This window comes from Streptomyces sp. NPDC000594, assembly GCF_040299965.1.
Classification (GTDB): domain Bacteria; phylum Actinomycetota; class Actinomycetes; order Streptomycetales; family Streptomycetaceae; genus Streptomyces.
This window is the reverse complement of the sequence record NZ_JBEPCY010000029.1, coordinates 48,850-67,985: the sequence shown is the minus strand read 5'-3', so window position 1 is coordinate 67,985 and position 19,136 is coordinate 48,850. Positions and strand designations below refer to the sequence as shown.

Below are 19,136 nucleotides of genomic sequence, written 5' to 3'. Positions count from 1 at the left end.
GTGTCCTCACCCCAAGGAAAGCGAGGCAGGCACCGATGTCCGAGCAGAGCCCGCTCGAACTGGCCGGGGACGATCCCTTCGGCCCGCACAACCTCCCCTACGGCGTCTTCAGCACGGCGGACGACCCCGAACGACGGCGCCTCGGCGTCCGCGTCGGCAACCATGTCCTCGACGCGGGCGCCACCGCGGCGGCGCTCGGCTCCCCGTACACCGCCCTGCTCGGCGGCGACGGCCTCACCCCGCTGCTGACCGCCGGACGCACCGCCTGGCGCGATGTACGGCGGGCGCTGACCGCCTGGGTGACCGTCCCCGCCCACCGCTCCACCGTGGAGCCGCTGCTGATCCCGGTCCCCGAGGTCACCATGCGCCTCCCGTACGACGTCGCGGACTATGTCGACTTCTACGCCAGCGAGCACCACGCCACCAATGTGGGACGGATGTTCCGCCCGGACGGCGAGCCGCTGACCCCGAACTGGAAGCATCTGCCCATCGGTTACCACGGCCGCGCCGGCACGGTCGTGGTCTCGGGCACCGAGGTCGTCCGCCCCCACGGCCAGCGCAAGGCCCCCACCGACCCGGCACCGGTCTTCGGGCCCAGCGTCAAGCTCGACATCGAGGCCGAGGTCGGCTTTGTCGTCGGCGTCCCCTCCGCGCAGGGCCGGCCGGTGCCGCTCGCCGCCTTCCGCGACCATGTCTTCGGCCTGTCGCTGCTCAACGACTGGTCCGCGCGCGACCTCCAGTCCTGGGAGTACGTACCGCTCGGCCCCTTCCTCGGCAAGTCCTTCGCCACCTCGGTCTCCGCCTGGGTGACCCCGCTGGAGGCGCTGGAGGACGCCCGCTGCGCCCCGCCGGTACGGGACACCGCGCTGCTGCCCTATCTCGACGACTCCGGCGAGGAGGAGCCGGGCGGCTACGACCTGCGGATCAGCGTCGCCGTCAACGGCCAGGTGGTGGCCGAGCCGCCGTTCGCCTCGATGTACTGGACCGCCGCCCAGCAGCTCGCCCATATGACGGTCAACGGGGCCTCGCTGCGCACCGGGGACCTGTACGGCTCCGGTACGGTCAGCGGCCCCGAGCCGCATCAGCGCGGTTCCCTCCTGGAACTGACCTGGAACGGCCGGGACGCCCTGGAGCTGCCGAAGGGGAACCGGACCTTCCTGGAGGACGGCGACGAGGTCACCATGACCGCCTGGGCGCCGGGTCCGGACGGGGTACGGGTCGGTCTGGGCGAGGTGACGGGCCGGGTCGTCCCGGCGGCGTAACCCCCCACCACGACAGCGCGAGGGCCCGGGACCGACACGGTCCCGGGCCCTCGCCCTGTCGACAGAAGGGTGGCTAGCGGACGAACACCCCGGCCTGGCCCGCCAGATCGAGGAAGTACTGCGGCGCCACCCCGAGCACCACCGTCACCACGACCCCGAGGCCGATCGCCGCCGTGGTCATCCCCGAGGGGACCGCCACGGTGGGCCCGTCCGCCTGCGGCTCGCTGAAGAACATCAGCACGATGACCCGGATGTAGAAGAAGGCGGCCACCGCCGACGACAGCACACCGACCACCACCAGCGCCCCGGCACCGCCCTCGGCCGCCGCCTTGAACACGGCGAACTTCCCCGAGAAACCGGAGGTCAGCGGGATACCGGCGAAGGCCAGCAGAAAGACCGCGAAGACCGCGGCCACCAGCGGCGAGCGCCGCCCCAGACCGGCCCACTGGGAGAGATGGGTGGCCTCGCCGCCCGCGTCCCGTACCAGGGTGACCACGGCGAAGGCGCCGATGGTCACAAAGGCGTAGGCGCCCAGGTAGAAGAGGACCGAGGAGACCCCGTCCTCGGTCACCGCGATCACCCCGACCAGGATGAACCCGGCATGGGCGATGGAGGAGTACGCCAGCAGCCGCTTGATGTCGGTCTGGGTGACGGCCACGATCGCACCGCCCAGCATGGTGACGATGGCGACGCCCCACATCACCGGGCGCCAGTCCCAGTTCAGCCCCGGCAGCACCACATAGAGCAGCCGCAGCAGCGCCCCGAAGGCGGCCACCTTGGTCGCCGCGGCCATGAAGCCGGTGACCGGGGTGGGGGCGCCCTGGTAGACATCCGGGGTCCACATGTGGAACGGCACCGCGCCGACCTTGAAGAGCAGCCCCATCACGATCAGCGCGGCGCCGATCAGCAGCAGGGCGTCATTGCCCATGGTGTCGGCGAGCGCCGGGTCGATGCTGCGGACCGTGCCGTCGATCACATCGGCGATCCGGGCGTACGAGACGGAGCCCGCGTACCCGTAGATCAGGGCGACGCCGAAGAGGAGGAAGGCGGAGGAGAAGGCGCCGAGGAGGAAGTACTTCACCGCCGCCTCCTGCGACAGCAGCCGCCTGCGCCGGGCCAGCGCGCAGAGCAGATACAGCGGCAGGGAGAGGACCTCCAGCGCGATGAAGAGCGTCAGCAGATCATTGGCGGCGGGGAAGACCAGCATTCCGGCGATGGCGAAGAGGGCCAGCGGATAGACCTCGGTGGTGGTGAACCCGGCCTTGACCGCCGCCTTCTCGCTGTCGCTGCCGGGGACCGCGGCCGCCTGGGCGGTGAAGGAGTCCACCGGCCTGCCATGGGCCCGGGGGTCGAGCCCCCGCTCGGCGAAGGTGAGCACGGAGACCACCGATGCCAGCAGAATGGTGCCCTGGAGGAAGAGGGTCGGGCCGTCGATGGCGATGGCGCCCATCGCCGCGATGTTCACCTTCGAGGTGCCGTACCCCGCCTCGGCGAGGGCGATCACCGCGGCGAAGGCGGCGGCCAGCGCCACCAGCGCCAGGGCCACCTGGGTGCGATAGCGCAGCCGGCGCGGCAGGAACGCCTCGAAGAGCAGGCCGACGACGGCCGCGCCGACGACGATGAGGATCGGCGCCAGCTGGGCGTACTCGATGTCCGGGGCGGGGATCTTGTCGACGGGCCCGGCCGCCGTCGTCCACAGGGTGTGGACAGCTCCTGGGCTCACTTGGCCGCCTCCACATCGGGCCGGGGGTCAGTCTTCTGGACGTCCGACAGGGTGTGCTCCACCGCCGGGTTCACCACATCCGTCAGCGGCTTGGGGTAGACGCCGAGGACGAGCAGCAGCGCGATCAGCGGTGTGATCACCGCGAGTTCCCGCCGGTTGAGATCACGCATCGGCGCCACCTCGGCCTTGACCGGCCCGGTCATGGTCCGCTGGTAGAGGACGAGCGTGTACAGCGCGGCCAGCACGATGCCCGAGGTCGCGACGATCCCGGCGACCGGATAGCGGGCGAAGGTGCCGACCAGCACCAGGAACTCGCTGACGAACGGGGCGAGTCCGGGGAGCGAGAGGGTGGCCAGGCCGCCGATGAGGAAGGTCCCCGCGAGCACCGGGGCCACCTTCTGCACCCCGCCGTAGTCCGCGATGAGCCGGGACCCGCGCCGGGAGATCAGGAAGCCCGCCACCAGCATCAGGGCGGCGGTCGAGATCCCGTGGTTGACCATGTAGAGCGTGGCGCCCGACTGCCCCTGCGAGGTCATCGCGAAGATCCCGAGCACGATGAAGCCGAAGTGGGAGATCGAGGCATAGGCGATCAGCCGCTTGATGTCCCGCTGGCCGACCGCCAGCAGGGCGCCGTAGACGATGCTGACCAGTGCCAGGACCACGATCACCGGGGTGGCCCACGCGGAGGCCTCCGGGAAGAGCTGGAGGCAGAAGCGGAGCATCGCGAAGGTGCCGACCTTGTCGACCACGGCCGTGATCAGCACCGCGACCGGGGCGGTCGCCTCCCCCATGGCATTGGGCAGCCAGGTGTGCAGCGGCCAGAGCGGCGCCTTGATCGCGAAGGCGAGGAAGAAGCCGAGGAAGAGCAGCCGCTCGGTGTTGGTCGCCATCTCCAGCTGGCCACTGGCCCGCGCCTCGGCGATCTCGGAGAGCGAGAAGCTGCCCGCGACCACATAGAGCCCGATGACCGCGGCCAGCATGATCAGACCGCCGACCAGGTTGTAGAGGAGGAACTTGACCGCCGCGTACGACCGCTGGGCCGCCGCGTTCCGGTCGGTGCCCGCGTGGGCCCGGTCGCCGAAGCCGCCGATGAGGAAGTACATCGGGATGAGCATGGCTTCGAAGAGGATGTAGAAGAGGAAGACATCGGTGGCCTCGAAGGAGAGGATCACCATCGCCTCGACCATCAGGATCAGGGCGAAGAAGCCCTGGGTGGGCCGCCAGCGGCTGCTGCCGGTCTCCTGGGGGTCGGCGTCGTGCCAGCCGGCGAGGACGATGAACGGGATCAGCAGCGCGGTCAGCGCGATCAGCGCCACCCCGATGCCGTCCACGCCCAGTTCGTACCGGACCCCGAACTCCGCGATCCAGGAGTGGGACTCGGTCAGCTGATAGCGGTCACCGCCCGGTTCGAACCGGATGAAGACGACCGCGGCGAGCGCCAGGGTGACCAGCGAGAAGAACAGCGCCACCCACTTGGCCGCCGTCCGCCGGCCCGCGGGCACGGCGGCGGTGACGATCGCACCGATCGCCGGGACCGCGGCCGTCGCGGTCAGGAGGGGAAAGGACATGGCGATTACACACCCCTCATCAGCAGGGTCGCGGCGACCAGTACCGCCGTACCGCCGAACATGGAGACGGCGTACGAGCGGACATAGCCGTTCTGGAGCTTGCGGAGCCGGCCGGAGAGCCCGCCGACGGAGGCGGCCGTGCCATTGACCACGCCGTCGACCAGGGTGTGGTCCACATAGACCAGCGAGCGGGTCAGATGCTCACCGCCCCGGACCAGGACCACATGGTTGAAGTCGTCCTGGAGCAGATCGCGGCGGGCCGCCCGGGTGAGCAGCGAGCCGCGCGGCGCGGTGACCGGCACGGGGCGGCGCCCGTACATCATCCAGGCGATGGAGACGCCGATGACCAGGGCGACCACGGTGAGTCCCGTGACGGTCGCGGCGCTCATCGGCGGATGGCCGTGCTCGGCGCCGGTGACCGGCTCCAGCCAGTTCAGGAAGCGGTCGCCGATGGAGAAGAAACCGCCCGCGAAGACCGAGCCGAAGGCCAGGACGATCATCGGGATCGTCATCGACCTCGGTGACTCGTGCGGATGCGGTGGCTTCCCCTCGGCATCGGGCTGCCAGCGCTTCTCCCCGAAGAAGGTCATCACCATCACCCGGGTCATATAGAAGGCGGTGATGGCGGCGCCCAGCAGGGCGACCGAGCCCAGGATCCAGCCCTCGGTGCCGCCCTTGGCGAAGGCGGCCTCGATGATCTTGTCCTTGGAGAAGAAGCCGGAGAGCCCGGGGAAGCCGATGATGGCGAGATAGCCGAGGCCGAAGGTGACGAAGGTGACCGGCATATAGGTGCGCAGCCCGCCGTACTTCCTCATGTCGACCTCGTCGTTCATGCCGTGCATGACCGAGCCGGCGCCGAGGAAGAGCCCCGCCTTGAAGAAGCCGTGGGTCACCAGGTGCATGATGGCGAAGACATAGCCGATCGGTCCCAGACCGGCGGCGAGGACCATATAGCCGATCTGCGACATGGTCGATCCGGCGAGCGCCTTCTTGATGTCGTCCTTGGCGCAACCGACGATCGCACCGAAGAGCAGGGTGACCGCGCCGACGATCGCCACCACCAGCTGGGCGTCGGGGGCGGCGTTGAAGATGGCACCGGAGCGGACGATGAGATAGACGCCCGCGGTGACCATGGTGGCCGCGTGGATCAGGGCCGAGACCGGGGTCGGGCCCTCCATCGCGTCCCCCAGCCAGGACTGGAGCGGCACCTGCGCCGACTTGCCGCAGGCCGCCAGCAGCAGCATCAGACCGATCGCCGTCAGCGTGCCCTCGCCGGCCTCGTCCACCGAGCCGAGCACCGGCCCGAAGGCGAAGGTCCCGAAGGTGGTGAACATCAGCATGATGGCGATCGACAGACCGATGTCACCGACCCGGTTGACCAGGAACGCCTTCTTCGCCGCCGTCGCCGCGCTGGGCTTGTGCTGCCAGAAGCCGATCAGGAGGTACGAGGCGAGGCCGACGCCCTCCCAGCCGAAGTACAGCAGCAGATAGTTGTCGGCGAGGACCAGCAGCAGCATCGCCGCCAGGAAGAGGTTGAGATAGCCGAAGAAGCGGCGGCGGCGCTCGTCGTGCTCCATGTAGCCGATGGAGTAGACATGGATCAGGGTGCCGACCCCGGTGATCAGCAGGACGAAGGTCATCGACAGCTGGTCGAGCTGGAAGGCGATGTCCGCCTGGAAGCCCTCCACCGGGATCCAGCTGAACAGCCGCTGGTGCAGGGCACGGTCATCGGCGTCCTTGCCCAGCATGTCCAGGAAGAGCACCACGCCGACGACGAAGGACGCGGCGGAGAGGACGGTGCCGATCAGATGGCCCGAGCGGTCGAGGCGCCGCCCCCCGCACAGCAGCACCGCCGCCCCGAACAGGGGCACGCCGACCAGCAGCGCAATCAGGTTTTCCACGGTTCAGCCCCTCACAGCTTCATCAGGCTGGCGTCGTCGACCGAGGCCGAGTGGCGGGAACGGAAGAGGGACACGATGATCGCGAGCCCCACCACGACCTCGGCGGCGGCGACGACCATCGTGAAGAAGGCGATGATCTGGCCGTCGAGATTGCCGTGCATCCGGGAGAAGGCGACGAGCGCGAGATTGCAGGCATTGAGCATCAGCTCGATACACATGAAGACCACGATGGCGTTGCGCCGGATCAGCACACCGGTGGCGCCGATCGTGAACAACAACGCCGCCAGATAGAGGTAGTTGACCGGGCTCACCGGTGGGCCTCCTCGTCGTCCCGGTCCCGGTCGTCGGTGCTCGGCTCACGGTCACTCGGCTCACGGTCACGGGGGGTACGGTCACTCGGGTTACGGTCGTCGGGGCCATGGCCCTCGCGCCCGAGCCGCTCCTCGGAGCGCTGCTCCAGCGCCCTGAGGTCACTCAGCGCCCGCTCGGAGACATCGCGGATCTGGCCGCGCTCCCGCAGGGTCGCGCTGACGGTCAGCTCGGAGGGGGTGCCGTCGGGCAGCAGACCCGCGATGTCCACGGCGTTGTGCCGGGCGTAGACACCGGGGGCGGGCAGCGGCGGCAGATGCTTTCCCTCGCGGACCCGCTCGGCGGCCAGCTCGCGCTGGGTCCGGGCCCGCTCGGTGCGCTCCCGGTTGGTGAGGACCATGGCACCGACCGCCGCGGTGATCAGCAGGGCGCCGGTGATCTCGAAGGCGAAGACATACTTGGTGAAGATCAGGGCGGCGAGGCCCTCGACATTGCCGCCGTGCTCGCTGTTGGCCGCGCCCAGCCCGGTGAACTCCTTCAGGGAGGCGTTCCCGATGCCGGTGATCAGCAGCACCCCGAAGCCGAGGCCGCAGAGGGCGGCCATCCAGCGCTGGCCCTTCAGCGTCTCCTGGAGGGAGTCGGCGGCGGTGACACCGACGAGCATCACGACGAAGAGGAAGAGCATCATGATCGCGCCGGTGTAGACGACGATCTGGACCACGCCCAGGAAGTAGGCGCCGTTGGCGAGATAGAAGACCGCCAGGATGATCATGGTCCCGGCGAGGCAGAGGGCGCTGTGCACGGCCCGCCTCATCAGGATCGTACAGAGCGCTCCCACCACGGCGACGGTCCCGAGCACCCAGAACTGCACGGCCTCGCCGGTCGAGGTGGCCGTGGCGGCCAGGGTGATCGCCGGGCCGTTCATGCGTCCACCTCCTCGCCCTTCTCGCCCTTCGAGGTGGCGTCCTGGACGACCGTGCCGGGCGCGGCCTCGGTGACCACCCCCCGGTAGTAGTCGCCCTCGTCCATCCCGGGGTAGAGAGCGTGCGGGCTGTCGACCATCCCCTCGGTCAACCCGGCGAGCAGCTGCTCCTTGGTGTAGATGAGGTTCTCGCGGGAGCTGTCGGCCAGCTCGAACTCATTGGTCATCGTCAGCGCCCGGGTGGGGCACGCCTCGATGCAGAGCCCGCAGAGGATGCAGCGGGCGTAGTTGATCTGGTAGACGCGGCCGTACCGCTCACCCGGGGAGTAGCGCTCCTCGTCGGTGTTGTCCGCGCCCTCCACATAGATGGCGTCCGCCGGGCAGGCCCAGGCGCACAGCTCGCAGCCGACGCACTTCTCCAGCCCGTCCGGGTGGCGGTTGAGCTGGTGCCGGCCGTGGAAGCGCGGCGCTGTGACCTTCTCCTGCTCCGGGTACTGCTCGGTCAGCCGCTTCTTGAACATGGCCTTGAAGGTCACGCCGAAGCCCGCGACCGGGTTCTGGAACGACTCCTCCGGTTTCTCAGACACCGTCAGCCTCCTTTCCTTCGCGAGTTCCCTCACTGAGAGTGTCGGGTCCACCACTGACAATCAGCTCGCGCTCCCTGCGGGGGCGCCTGCGCGGCACCGGTGGAAGGCTCTGACCGGGCAGCGGCGGTACGGGGTAGCCGCCCGCCATGGGGTCGAACTCCTCCGCCGCCTCCCTGGCCTCGGCCTCGGCCCGTTCGGCCTTCTCCTTGTTGCCCCGGAAGAGGTCCACCAGGAAGGAGAGGAGCAGCAGGGTGATGACCGCTCCGGCGACATAGAGCACGATCTGCTGGAAGTCGTAGTTCTCGTTCCGCAGCGCCCGGACGGTGGCGACGAGCATCAGCCAGACCACCGAGACCGGGATGAGGACCTTCCAGCCGAGTTTCATCAGCTGGTCGTAGCGGACCCGGGGGAGGGTGCCGCGCAGCCAGATGAAGAAGAAGAGCAGCAGCTGGACCTTGATGACGAACCAGAGCAGCGGCCACCAGCCGTGGTTGGCGCCCTCCCAGAAGGTGGAGATGGGGTACGGGGCGCGCCAGCCGCCGAGGAAGAGGGTGACCGAGACGGCGGAGACGGTGACCATGTTGACGTACTCGGCCAGCATGAACAGCGCGAACTTGATCGAGCTGTACTCGGTGTTGAAGCCGCCGACGAGGTCGCCCTCGGACTCGGGCATGTCGAAGGGGGCGCGGTTGGTCTCGCCCACCATGGTGACGACATAGATGATGAAGGAGACCGGCAGCAGCAGGATGTACCAGCGGTCGGCCTGGGCCTCCACGATGGCCGAGGTGGACATCGATCCGGAGTAGAGGAAGACGGAGGCGAAGGCGGCGCCCATGGCGATCTCGTACGAGATCATCTGCGCGCAGGAGCGGAGCCCGCCGAGGAGCGGATAGGTCGAGCCGGAGGACCAGCCCGCCAGCACGATGCCGTAGATGCCGATGGAGGCGACCGCGAGGACATAGAGCATCGCGATCGGCAGATCGGTGAGCTGCATCGCGGTGCGCTGGCCGAAGATGGAGACCTCGTTGCCCGCCGGCCCGAAGGGGATGACCGCGATGGCCATGAAGGCGGGGATGGCGGCGACGATCGGCGCGAGGATGTAGATCACCTTGTCCGCGCGCTTGACGATGACGTCTTCCTTCAGCATCAGCTTGACGCCGTCGGCGAGCGACTGGAGCAGTCCCCAGGGGCCGTGCCGGTTGGGGCCGATGCGCAGCTGCATCCAGGCGACGACCTTGCGCTCCCAGACGATGGAGAAGAGCACGGTCACCATCAGGAAGGCGAAGCAGAAGACCGCCTTGATGAGCACCAGCCACCAGGGGTCGTTGCCGAACATGGAGAGGTCCTCGGCGGCGAGCAGCACCGGGGGTGCCTGGGGGGTCATGCGCGCACCTCCGGCGCCTCGGTGGCGGGCGGCGCGTCGGCCGGGGCGATCCGGACCAGCTCGCCGGGGTGGGCACCGGTGTCGGAGAGGACGCCGCCGCCGGTGGAGTTGAGCGGCAGCCAGACCACCCGGTCGGGCATGTCGGTGATCTCCAGCGGCAGGGTGACGGTCCCGGCGGGGCCGGTGACGGCGAGTCCGGTGCCGTCACCGACGCCGGTCTCGGCGGCGGTGGCGGCGGAGAGCCGGGCGACGGCGGCGTGCCGGGTGCCCGCGAGGGCGGAGTCGCCGCGCTGGAGGAGCCCCTGGTCGAGGAGGAGGCGGTGGCCGGCGAGGACGGCCTCGCCCTCGCCCGCGCGGGGCAGCGGGCGGGCGGTGCCCAGCGGCTCGGTGGCGCCGGGGCCGCGCCAGGTGCCGAGGCGGTCCAGCTCCCGGCGGGCGGCGGTGATGTCGGGCAGCCCGAGGGGGACGTCCATGGCGTCGGCGAGCATATGGAGCACCCGGGTGTCCCCGGGGGCGAGCCGGCGGGTCATCTGCTCGGGCTTGAGCGCGGCCTCGAAGAGCCGTGCCCTGCCCTCCCAGTTGAGGAAGGTGCCGGACTTCTCGGCGACGGCGGCCACCGGGAGCACTACGTCGGCGTGGGCAGTGACCTCGCTGTGCGCGAGTTCCAGCGAGACCAGGAAGCCGGTGGCGGCCAGGGCCTCGCGGGCGCGGGCGGGGTCGGGCAGATCGGCGATCTCGACGCCCGCGACGAGCAGGGCGCCCAGTTCGCCGGTGGCGGCGGCCTCCACGATGGCGCCGGTGTCCCGTCCGTAGCGGTGCGGGAGGTCGCGCAGCCGCCAGATCTCGGCGACCTCCTCCCGGGCGCGGGGGTCGGTGGCGGGCCGGCCGCCGGGCAGCAGGGCGGGGAGCGCGCCCGCCTCGACGGCGCCGCGTTCACCGGCCCGGCGCGGGATCCACACCAGGCGGGCGCCGGTGGCGGTGGCGGCGCGGACGGCGGCGGTGAGTCCGCCGTCCACCCCGGCGAGGCGTTCGCCGACGACGATGACGGCGCCCTCGGCCCGCAGCGCCTCGGCGGCCTCGGCTCCGGGGCCGTCGAGGCCGATCCGTCCGCTGAGGGCGTCCAGCCACTCGGGCTCGGTGCCGGGCGCGGCGGGCAGCAGGGTGCCGCCCGCCTTGGTGAGACCCCGGGTGGCGTGGCTGGCCAGGGCGTAGGTGCGCTGGCCGTGCCGGCGGTGGGCCTTGCGCAGCCGCAGGAAGACCCCGGCGGCCTCCTCCTCGGCCTCGAAGCCGACGAGCAGGACGGCGGGCGCCTTCTCCAGGGAGGCGTAGGTGACGCCCGTACCGTCGAGGTCGCGGCCCTTTCCGGCGACCCGGGAGGCGAGGAAGTCGGCCTCCTCGGCGGAGTGGACCCGGGCGCGGAAGTCGATGTCGTTGGTGTCCAGGGCGGCGCGGGCGAACTTGGCGTAGGCGTAGGCGTCCTCGACGGTGAGCCGGCCGCCGGTGAGGACTCCGGTCCGGCCCCGGGCGGCGATCAGCCCGGCCGCCGCCCGCTCCAGCGCCTCGGGCCAGCTCGCGGGCTGGAGCGCGCCATCGGCGTCGCGCACCAGCGGAGTGGCGATCCGGTCGCGGCCCTGGGCGTAGCGGAAGCCGAACCGCCCCTTGTCGCAGATCCACTCCTCGTTGACCTCGGGGTCGTCGGCGGCGAGCCGCCGCATGACCTTGCCCCTGCGGTGGTCGGTACGGGTGGCGCAGCCGCTGGAGCAGTGTTCGCAGACGCTGGGCGAGGAGACCAGGTCGAAGGGGCGGGAGCGGAAGCGGTAGGCGGCGGAGGTCAGCGCGCCCACCGGGCAGATCTGGATGGTGTTGCCGGAGAAGTAGGAGGCGAAGGGGTCGCCCTCGCCGGTGCCGACCTGCTGGAGGGCGCCCCGTTCGATCAGTTCGATCATCGGGTCGCCCGCGATCTGGTTGGAGAAGCGGGTGCAGCGGGCGCAGAGCACACAGCGCTCGCGGTCGAGCAGGACCTGGGTGGAGATCGGTACGGGCTTCTCGTAGGTGCGCTTGCGTCCCTCGAAGCGGGATTCGGCGTCGCCGTGGGACATGGCCTGGTTCTGGAGGGGGCATTCGCCGCCCTTGTCGCAGACCGGACAGTCGAGCGGATGGTTGATCAGCAGCAGCTCCATCACGCCCTTCTGCGCCTTCTCGGCGGTGGGCGAGGTGAGCTGGGAGCGGACGACCATGCCGTCGGTGCAGGTGATGGTGCAGGAGGCCATCGGCTTGCGCTGGCCCTCGACCTCGACGATGCACTGGCGGCAGGCGCCGGCGGGGTCGAGGAGGGGGTGGTCGCAGAAGCGCGGGATCTCGATGCCGAGGAGTTCGGCGGCGCGGATGACGAGCGTCCCCTTGGGGACGCTGATCTCGGCTCCGTCGATGGTCAGCGTGACCAGGTCCTCGGGCGGCTGGGCCGCGCCGCCCCCGGAGGGGGCGCTGGTGGTCACGGTCATGCGGTCACCTCCGTGCGGTGATCGGCCCAAGCGGTGGACCTGGCCGGGTCGAAGGGGCACCCGGCGCCGTTGATGTGCTCCTCGTACTCCGCGCGGAAGTACTTCAGGGAGGAGAAGATGGGGGACGCGGCGCCGTCGCCGAGGGCGCAGAAGGACTTGCCGTTGATGTTGTCGGCGATGTCGTTGAGCTTGTCGAGGTCGGAGAGGACGCCCTTGCCGTCCTCGATGTCCCGCAGCAGCTGGACCAGCCAGTAGGTGCCCTCGCGGCAGGGGGTGCACTTGCCGCAGGACTCATGGGCGTAGAACTCGGTCCAGCGGGTGACGGCGCGGACGACGCAGGTGGTCTCGTCGAAGCACTGGAGCGCCTTGGTACCGAGCATCGATCCGGCGGCTCCGACGCCCTCGTAGTCGAGGGGGACGTCGAGGTGTTCCTCGGTGAGCAGCGGGGTGGAGGAGCCGCCGGGGGTCCAGAACTTGAGCCGGTGGCCGGGGCGCATGCCGCCGCTCATGTCGAGGAGCTGGCGGAGGGTGATCCCGAGGGGTGCCTCGTACTGTCCGGGGCCGGCGACATGGCCGCTGAGGGAGTAGAGGGTGAAGCCGGGGGACTTCTCGGTGCCGAGGGAGCGGAACCATTCCTTGCCCCGGTGGAGGATGGCGGGAACCGAGGCGATGGATTCGACGTTGTTCACCACAGTGGGGCACGCGTACAGACCGGCGACCGCGGGGAAGGGGGGTCGCAGCCGGGGCTGGCCGCGGCGTCCTTCGAGCGAGTCGAGCAGTGCGGTCTCCTCACCGCAGATGTACGCGCCCGCGCCCGCGTGCACCGTGATGTCGAGGTCGAGTCCGCTGCCGAGGATGTTCCTGCCGAGGTAGCCGGCTTCGTAGGCCTCGCGTACCGCCTCATGGAGGCGGCGGAGGACGGGGACGACCTCGCCGCGCAGATAGATGAAGGCATGGTTCGAGCGGATCGCCCAGCAGGCGATGATCATCCCCTCGATGAGGGAATGCGGGTTGGCGAAGAGGAGCGGGATGTCCTTGCAGGTCCCGGGCTCCGACTCGTCGGCGTTGACAACTAGATAGTGGGGTTTGCCGTCTCCCTGGGGGATGAACTGCCACTTCATCCCGGTGGGGAAGCCGGCGCCGCCGCGGCCGCGCAGCCCGGAGTCCTTGACATAGGCGATGAGGTCGTCGGGCGACATCTCCAGGGCCTTGCGGAGTCCCTGGTAGCCGTCGTGGCGCCGATAGGTCGTCAGGGTCCAGGAGTCCTCGGCGTCCCAGAAGGCGGAGAGGACCGGGGAGAGCAGTTTCTCGGCGCTGGTGTCGCCGTCGGCCGGGGGACGGGCGGTGCCGTCCTGTTCGGTGGACAAGGTCATCACTCCCCCTCCTCGGTAACCGGTCCGGACGGGTGGCCGGGGTCGGAGTCGGCTGTGGGCTGCGGTGCGTCATGGGAGCTGAGGTGCTCGGAGCCGGGCTGCGGCGGGGCCTCGGGGGCCTCGCCCCGGGGGGCGACCACCCGGGCGGGGCTCTCGCCCTTGGCGAGGCGGAGTCCGACCAGGGAGGCCGGGCCCGCGCCGCCGGTGGCGGCGACGGCTCCGGGGCGTTCGTCGGGGAATCCGGCGAGGATCCGCGCGGTCTCCCGGAAGGTGCACAGGGGGGCGCCGCGGGTGGGTTCGACGGGGCGTCCGGCGCGCAGGTCGTCCACGAGGGAGCGAGCGGACTGCGGGGTCTGGTTGTCGAAGAACTCCCAGTTCACCATCACCACGGGGGCGAAGTCGCAGGCCGCGTTGCACTCGATGTGCTCCAGGGTGACCTTGCCGTCGTCGGTGGTCCCCTGGTCGCCGACGCCGAGGTGGTCCTTCAGCTCGGCGTAGATGGCGTCACCGCCCATGACCGCGCAGAGGGTGTTGGTGCAGACGCCGACCTGGTAGTCGCCGGAGGGCCGGCGCCGGTACATGGAGTAGAAGGTGGCGACGGCCGTGACCTCGGCGGTGGTGAGGTCGAGCACCTCGGCGCAGAAGCGCATCCCGGTGCGGGAGACGAAACCCTCCTCCGCCTGGACGAGATGGAGCAGGGGCAGCAGGGCGGAGCGGGAGTCGGGGTAGCGGGAGATGATCTCCTTGGCGTCCGCCTCCAGCCCGGCGCGTACCTCGGCCGGGTAGTCGGGGGCGGGGAGCTGGGGCATCCCGAGCGCCACTTCCTGATTGGACGACTGGGCCGTCACCGGTCGACGCCTCCCATCACGGGGTCGATGGACGCGACGGCGACGATGACATCGGCGACCTGGCCGCCCTCGCACATCGCCGCCATGCTCTGGAGATTGGTGAAGGAGGGGTCCCGGAAGTGGACCCGGTAGGGGCGGGTGCCGCCGTCGGAGACCACATGCGCGCCGAGTTCGCCCTTGGGTGACTCGACCGCCACATAGGCCTGTCCGGCGGGGACCCGGAAGCCCTCGGTGACCAGCTTGAAGTGGTGGATCAGGGCCTCCATGGAGGTGCCCATGATCTTCCTGATGTGGTCGAGGGAGTTGCCGAGACCGTCGGGGCCGAGGGCGAGCTGGGCGGGCCAGGCGATCTTCTTGTCGGCGACCATGACCGGGCCGGGGGCCAGCCGGTCGATGCACTGCTCCACGATCCGCAGCGACTGGCGCATCTCCTCCAGGCGGATGAGGAAGCGGCCGTAGGAGTCGCAGGTGTCGGCGGTGGGGACCTCGAAGTCATAGGTCTCGTAGCCGCAGTACGGATCGGTCTTGCGCAGATCGTGCGGGAGTCCGGCGGCGCGGAGGATGGGCCCGGTGGCGCCGAGGGCCATGCAGCCGGTGAGGTCGAGATGGCCGATGCCCTGCATGCGGGCCTTGAAGATGGGGTTGCCGGTGGCGAGTTTGTCGTACTCCGGCAGGTTCTTCTTCATGGTCTTCACGAACTCGCGCAGCCGGTCCACGGTCCCGGCGGGGAGGTCCTGGGCGAGGCCGCCGGGCCGGATGAAGGCGTGGTTCATCCGCAATCCGGTGATCAGCTCGAAGAGGTCCAGGACCAGCTCGCGGTCGCGGAAGCCGTAGATCATGATCGTGGTGGCGCCCAGCTCCATGCCGCCGGTGGCGATGCACACCAGATGCGAGGAGATCCGGTTCAGCTCCATCAGCAGGACCCGGATGACGGAGGCACGGTCCGGGATCTGGTCCTCGATGCCCAGGAGCTTCTCCACGGCGAGGCAGTAGGCGGCCTCGTTGAAGAAGGGGGTGAGGTAGTCCATGCGCGTCACAAAGGTGGTGCCCTGGGTCCAGTTCCGGAATTCGAGGTTCTTCTCGATCCCGGTGTGGAGATAGCCGATGCCGCAGCGGGCCTCGGTGACGGTCTCGCCGTCGATCTCCAGGATGAGCCGGAGCACTCCATGGGTGGAGGGGTGCTGGGGACCCATGTTGACGACGATGCGCTCGTCGTCGGCGCGTACGGCGCTGCGGGCGATCTCGTCCCAGTCGCCGCCGGTGACGGTGTAGACGGTGCCCTCGGTGGTCTCGCGGGCCTGCGCCCGGGAGGCCTCGTCGGGAGCGCCGGTGCGGGACTCGGCGTGGGAAGTGGACATCAGCTGTACGACCTCCGCTGGTCCGGAGCCGGGATCTGGGCGCCCTTGTACTCGACGGCGATACCGCCGAGCGGATAGTCCTTGCGCTGCGGGAAGCCCTGCCAGTCGTCCGGCATCATGATCCGGGTGAGGGCGGGGTGGCCGTCGAAGACCAGACCGAAGAAGTCATAGGTCTCGCGCTCGTGCCAGTCGTTGGTGGGATAGACCGGGACCAGCGACGGGACATGCGGATCGGCGTCGGGGGCGGTGACCTCGACCCGGATCAGCCGGCCGTGGGTGAGCGAGCGCAGATGGTAGACGGCGTGCAGCTCGCGGCCCTTGTCGTCGGGGTAGTGGACCCCGCTGACGCCGGTGCACAGTTCGAAGCGGAGCGCGGGGTCGTCGCGCAGGGTGCGGGCGACCTGGAGCAGATGCTCCCGTTCGATATGGAAGGTCAGCTCCCCCCGGTCGACCACGGTCTGCGCGATGGCGTGCTCGGGGACGAGGCCCTGTTCCTCCAGGGCGCCCTCCAGCTCATCGGCGACCTCGTCGAACCAGCCGCCGTAGGGGCGGGTGGCCGGGCCCGGCAGGCGTACGGAGCGGACGAGTCCGCCGTAGCCGGAGGTGTCGCCGCCGTTGTTGGCGCCGAACATGCCGCGCTGGACGCGGATCTCCTCGCCGTGCTCACCGCGCATGCCGGGGAGGTTCTGCTCGCTGAGTTCCTTCTCGGGGTTCGGCTGGTCCGTCATCGCCCCTCCTCGGGGGTCGCGTCCCGGCCGGTGCGGCTCGGGGGTGCGGCCCGGTGCTTCGTCCGCCGGCCGGTGGGCGGGGATGCCTCGCTCACCGGAGCAGACCCTTCATCTCGATCAGCGGCAGGGCCTTGAGCGCCGCTTCCTCCGCCTCCCGGGCGGCCTCCTCCGCGTTGACGCCGAGCTTGGTGGACTGGATCTTCTGGTGGAGCTTGAGGATCGCGTCCATCAGCATCTCGGGGCGGGGCGGGCAGCCCGGCAGATAGATGTCCACGGGGACGATGTGGTCGACGCCCTGGACGATCGCGTAGTTGTTGAACATGCCGCCGGAGGAGGCGCAGACGCCCATGGAGATGACCCACTTGGGGTTGGGCATCTGGTCGTAGACCTGGCGCAGTACGGGGGCCATCTTCTGGCTGACCCGGCCGGCGACGATCATCAGATCGGCCTGGCGGGGGGAGCCCCGGAAGACCTCCATACCGAAGCGGGCCAGGTCGTAGCGGCCGGCGCCGGTGGTCATCATCTCGATGGCACAGCAGGCCAGTCCGAAGGTGGCCGGGAAGACCGACGCCTTGCGCACCCATCCCGCGGCCTGTTCCACAGTGGTCAGCAGAAAGCCGCTCGGCAGCTTCTCTTCGAGTCCCATTGGTCTCTCAGCCCTTCAGCCTCAGTCCCATTCCAGGCCGCCGCGCCGCCATACATACGCATAGGCGACGAAGACGGTGAGCACGAAGAGCAGCATCTCGACGAGCCCGAAAAGCCCCAGGGCGTCAAAGCTGACGGCCCAGGGATAGAGGAAGACGATTTCGATGTCGAAGACGATGAAGAGCATCGCCGTCAGGTAGTACTTGATGGGGAAGCGACCGCCTCCGGCGGGCGTGGGGGTGGGCTCGATGCCGCACTCGTACGCTTCGAGCTTCGCCCGGTTGTACCGCTTGGGTCCGATCAGCGTGGCCATGACCACGGAGAAGATCGCAAACCCTGCCCCCAGGGCTCCGAGCACAAGGATGGGTGCGTAGGCATTCACCCTCTTCGCTCCTTCCAGTCGTCCTTGACCGAGTGGACCGCACCGGGCGTCTGCCGCTCCGCCACGAAGATCGTGTTCATGTGAGGCAGTTCACAAGCCCGCGTGCCCCGCATCCTATGCCCGGCGGTCTGTGATCTGCGACACGGGGTCGGTAACCACTCTTGTGATCTCCACCACCCGTCGAAGGATCATGAACACGGATGAGGGGTGATCTTCATACGTGAAGCGCCCAGTTGATCACCAGCGGTGACATCTTCCGGCGTTTCCGCTGGTCGAAGCGGTTTCCCACTATCAAGCGGAGGCCCGTTCAGGCAAATTGGCATGGAACGCGAATGGGTGATAGTAAGCCTTGCCTTACTTCCGGGAGGGGGCACCGGGGGCGGGAGCGGGGAATCCCGTACGGACACAGCGGGGGCATGCGCCGTCACCCACCGTGCCGCATCGCTCCGTTATCTTCCGGACACCGTCCGCGAGATGTCGCCGCATCGAAATGTGACCTGCGCCACGTCCATCCGTCGCACCAAGAACCGAGCTTGGCCAACGACCCGAGCCGGTGGTAGGGCGATGGCAATTCGGACTTTTTTCTGAAAGTCCGTGATCACGACCATGATCACCGGTGTCCGTATTGCCCGTTGTGGCGTCAATAAAGGCCCCAGGAAAGCGGATTAAATAATTCCGATCGTAACTGTGGCGCAACCCACGAAGGTTGTCGGGAACCTGCCGTGGCTGATAGCGGTTGTCCCCATGTCCCACACCGCTCAGATACCCAGCCACCGGAAGCCCCGCCGCCCCAGCGCTTCCGCCATGGCGCTCCGTGCCGGAGTCGCCGGTGGCGTCCTCGGCACCATCGCCGTGGCCGGTACCGCCGGAACGGCACACGCCGAGCCGGTGACCGAGACCATCGAGATGCCCGTCCTCTCCCCCACCGCCGGTCTCGCCCTCGCCGTCGAGGAGACCGCCCACGCCCAGCAGCAGGTCGCCTTCGACCAGGAGGTGCAGGCGCAGGAGGACGCGGCGGCCGAGACCGCCGCCAAGACCGCCAAGAAGGCCAAGGCCGAGGCGATCCGGCTGGCCGAGGCCGAGAAGAAGGCCGAGGAGAAGCGGGAGCGCGAGGCCAAGGCCGCCGCCGAGGCGGAGCGCGAGCGGGAGCGCGCCTCCCGTACCGCCGAGCGCACCGACCTCACCACCCAGGCGTCGACGGGCTCCTCCTCGTCCGCCACCGGTGGTTCCACCTCCGCGCCGAGCAGCTCCAACCAGGCCTCCGGCTCGGTCGCCACCGTCATCGCCTTCCTCAAGGCGCAGGTCGGCGACGCCTATGTGATGGGTGCCACCGGCCCCAACTCCTGGGACTGCTCCAGCCTGGTCCAGGCCGCGTTCCGCCAGGTGAACATCCAGCTGCCGCGCATCTCGCAGGAGCAGTCGACCGCCGGTACCCAGGTCGGCACCTCCAACCTCCAGGTGGGCGACATCCTTTACTGGGGCGCCGCCGGCAGCGCGTACCACACCGGTGTCTACATCGGTGACGGCAAGTACCTCGACGCGGCGAACCCCGCCAAGGGCGTCGTCATCCAGGATCTCTCCGGTTACCCGGCGACGGGCGCGGTGCGCGTGCTCTGAGCACACCGCGGGCCGACCGGCCGACCGG

16 protein-coding genes are annotated in these 19,136 nt (G+C 69.6%); 2 read left to right on the top strand and 14 right to left on the bottom strand.

The window, feature by feature from the left end; all coding sequences use genetic code 11:
- Positions 1-35 precede the first annotated feature (35 nt).
- Positions 36-1,262 (top strand): fumarylacetoacetase, encoded by a 1,227-nt coding sequence (fahA, locus tag ABT354_RS29220; RefSeq protein ID WP_351499197.1) that lies wholly within the window; start codon positions 36-38, stop codon positions 1,260-1,262.
- Positions 1,263-1,335: 73 nt separating this feature from the next.
- On the opposite strand, the gene nuoN is transcribed toward fahA, so the two are convergent.
- The 14 genes from nuoN to ABT354_RS29150 form a co-directional block, all read right to left on the bottom strand.
- On the bottom strand, positions 1,336-2,985 hold the full coding sequence (nuoN, locus tag ABT354_RS29215; protein WP_351499195.1) for an NADH-quinone oxidoreductase subunit NuoN: 1,650 nt from the start codon (positions 2,983-2,985) through the stop codon (positions 1,336-1,338).
- Entirely contained in the window at positions 2,982-4,553 is a 1,572-nt protein-coding gene (locus ABT354_RS29210; protein ID WP_351499193.1) for an NADH-quinone oxidoreductase subunit M, read from the bottom strand. The genes nuoN and ABT354_RS29210 overlap by 4 nt, the downstream gene beginning before the upstream one ends.
- Positions 4,554-4,558: 5 nt before the next feature.
- Positions 4,559-6,454, bottom strand: a complete 1,896-nt coding sequence (gene nuoL / locus ABT354_RS29205) for an NADH-quinone oxidoreductase subunit L (protein WP_351499191.1) — start codon at positions 6,452-6,454, stop codon at positions 4,559-4,561.
- 11 nt (positions 6,455-6,465) lie between these two features.
- Entirely contained in the window at positions 6,466-6,765 is a 300-nt protein-coding gene (gene nuoK / locus ABT354_RS29200) for an NADH-quinone oxidoreductase subunit NuoK (protein WP_351499188.1), read from the bottom strand.
- Positions 6,762-7,688: an NADH-quinone oxidoreductase subunit J gene (locus ABT354_RS29195; protein WP_351499186.1), complete on the bottom strand. Its 927-nt coding sequence runs from the start codon at positions 7,686-7,688 to the stop codon at positions 6,762-6,764. Before ABT354_RS29195 ends, nuoK begins: the two co-directional genes overlap by 4 nt.
- Positions 7,685-8,272: an NADH-quinone oxidoreductase subunit NuoI gene (nuoI, locus tag ABT354_RS29190; protein WP_351499184.1), complete on the bottom strand. Its 588-nt coding sequence runs from the start codon at positions 8,270-8,272 to the stop codon at positions 7,685-7,687. Before nuoI ends, ABT354_RS29195 begins: the two co-directional genes overlap by 4 nt.
- Positions 8,265-9,656: an NADH-quinone oxidoreductase subunit NuoH gene (gene nuoH / locus ABT354_RS29185; protein ID WP_351499182.1), complete on the bottom strand. Its 1,392-nt coding sequence runs from the start codon at positions 9,654-9,656 to the stop codon at positions 8,265-8,267. The genes nuoI and nuoH overlap by 8 nt, the downstream gene beginning before the upstream one ends.
- Positions 9,653-12,157 carry an NADH-quinone oxidoreductase subunit G gene (locus ABT354_RS29180; RefSeq protein ID WP_351499180.1) on the bottom strand — a complete coding sequence of 835 codons (2,505 nt, stop codon included), beginning with the start codon at positions 12,155-12,157 and terminating at the stop codon, positions 9,653-9,655. Before ABT354_RS29180 ends, nuoH begins: the two co-directional genes overlap by 4 nt.
- Positions 12,154-13,530 (bottom strand): NADH-quinone oxidoreductase subunit NuoF, encoded by a 1,377-nt coding sequence (gene nuoF / locus ABT354_RS29175; protein WP_351499178.1) that lies wholly within the window; start codon positions 13,528-13,530, stop codon positions 12,154-12,156. The genes ABT354_RS29180 and nuoF overlap by 4 nt, the downstream gene beginning before the upstream one ends.
- Complete coding sequence (gene nuoE / locus ABT354_RS29170) at positions 13,530-14,339, bottom strand: NADH-quinone oxidoreductase subunit NuoE (RefSeq protein ID WP_502983521.1); 810 nt, start codon at positions 14,337-14,339, stop codon at positions 13,530-13,532. The genes nuoF and nuoE overlap by 1 nt, the downstream gene beginning before the upstream one ends.
- A gap of 35 nt (positions 14,340-14,374) precedes the next feature.
- Positions 14,375-15,736 carry an NADH-quinone oxidoreductase subunit D gene (locus ABT354_RS29165; RefSeq protein WP_351499174.1) on the bottom strand — a complete coding sequence of 454 codons (1,362 nt, stop codon included), beginning with the start codon at positions 15,734-15,736 and terminating at the stop codon, positions 14,375-14,377.
- On the bottom strand, positions 15,736-16,464 hold the full coding sequence (locus ABT354_RS29160; protein ID WP_351499172.1) for an NADH-quinone oxidoreductase subunit C: 729 nt from the start codon (positions 16,462-16,464) through the stop codon (positions 15,736-15,738). The genes ABT354_RS29165 and ABT354_RS29160 overlap by 1 nt, the downstream gene beginning before the upstream one ends.
- A gap of 91 nt (positions 16,465-16,555) precedes the next feature.
- Positions 16,556-17,110 carry a NuoB/complex I 20 kDa subunit family protein gene (locus ABT354_RS29155; RefSeq protein WP_351499170.1) on the bottom strand — a complete coding sequence of 185 codons (555 nt, stop codon included), beginning with the start codon at positions 17,108-17,110 and terminating at the stop codon, positions 16,556-16,558.
- Between the two features lie 21 nt (positions 17,111-17,131).
- Positions 17,132-17,491, bottom strand: coding sequence for an NADH-quinone oxidoreductase subunit A (locus tag ABT354_RS29150; RefSeq protein WP_003956195.1), 360 nt, complete (start codon positions 17,489-17,491; stop codon positions 17,132-17,134).
- 744 nt (positions 17,492-18,235) lie between these two features.
- Here ABT354_RS29150 and ABT354_RS29145 point away from each other — a divergent pair.
- Positions 18,236-19,108, top strand: a complete 873-nt coding sequence (locus ABT354_RS29145; RefSeq protein ID WP_351499167.1) for a C40 family peptidase — start codon at positions 18,236-18,238, stop codon at positions 19,106-19,108.
- Positions 19,109-19,136 lie beyond the last annotated feature (28 nt).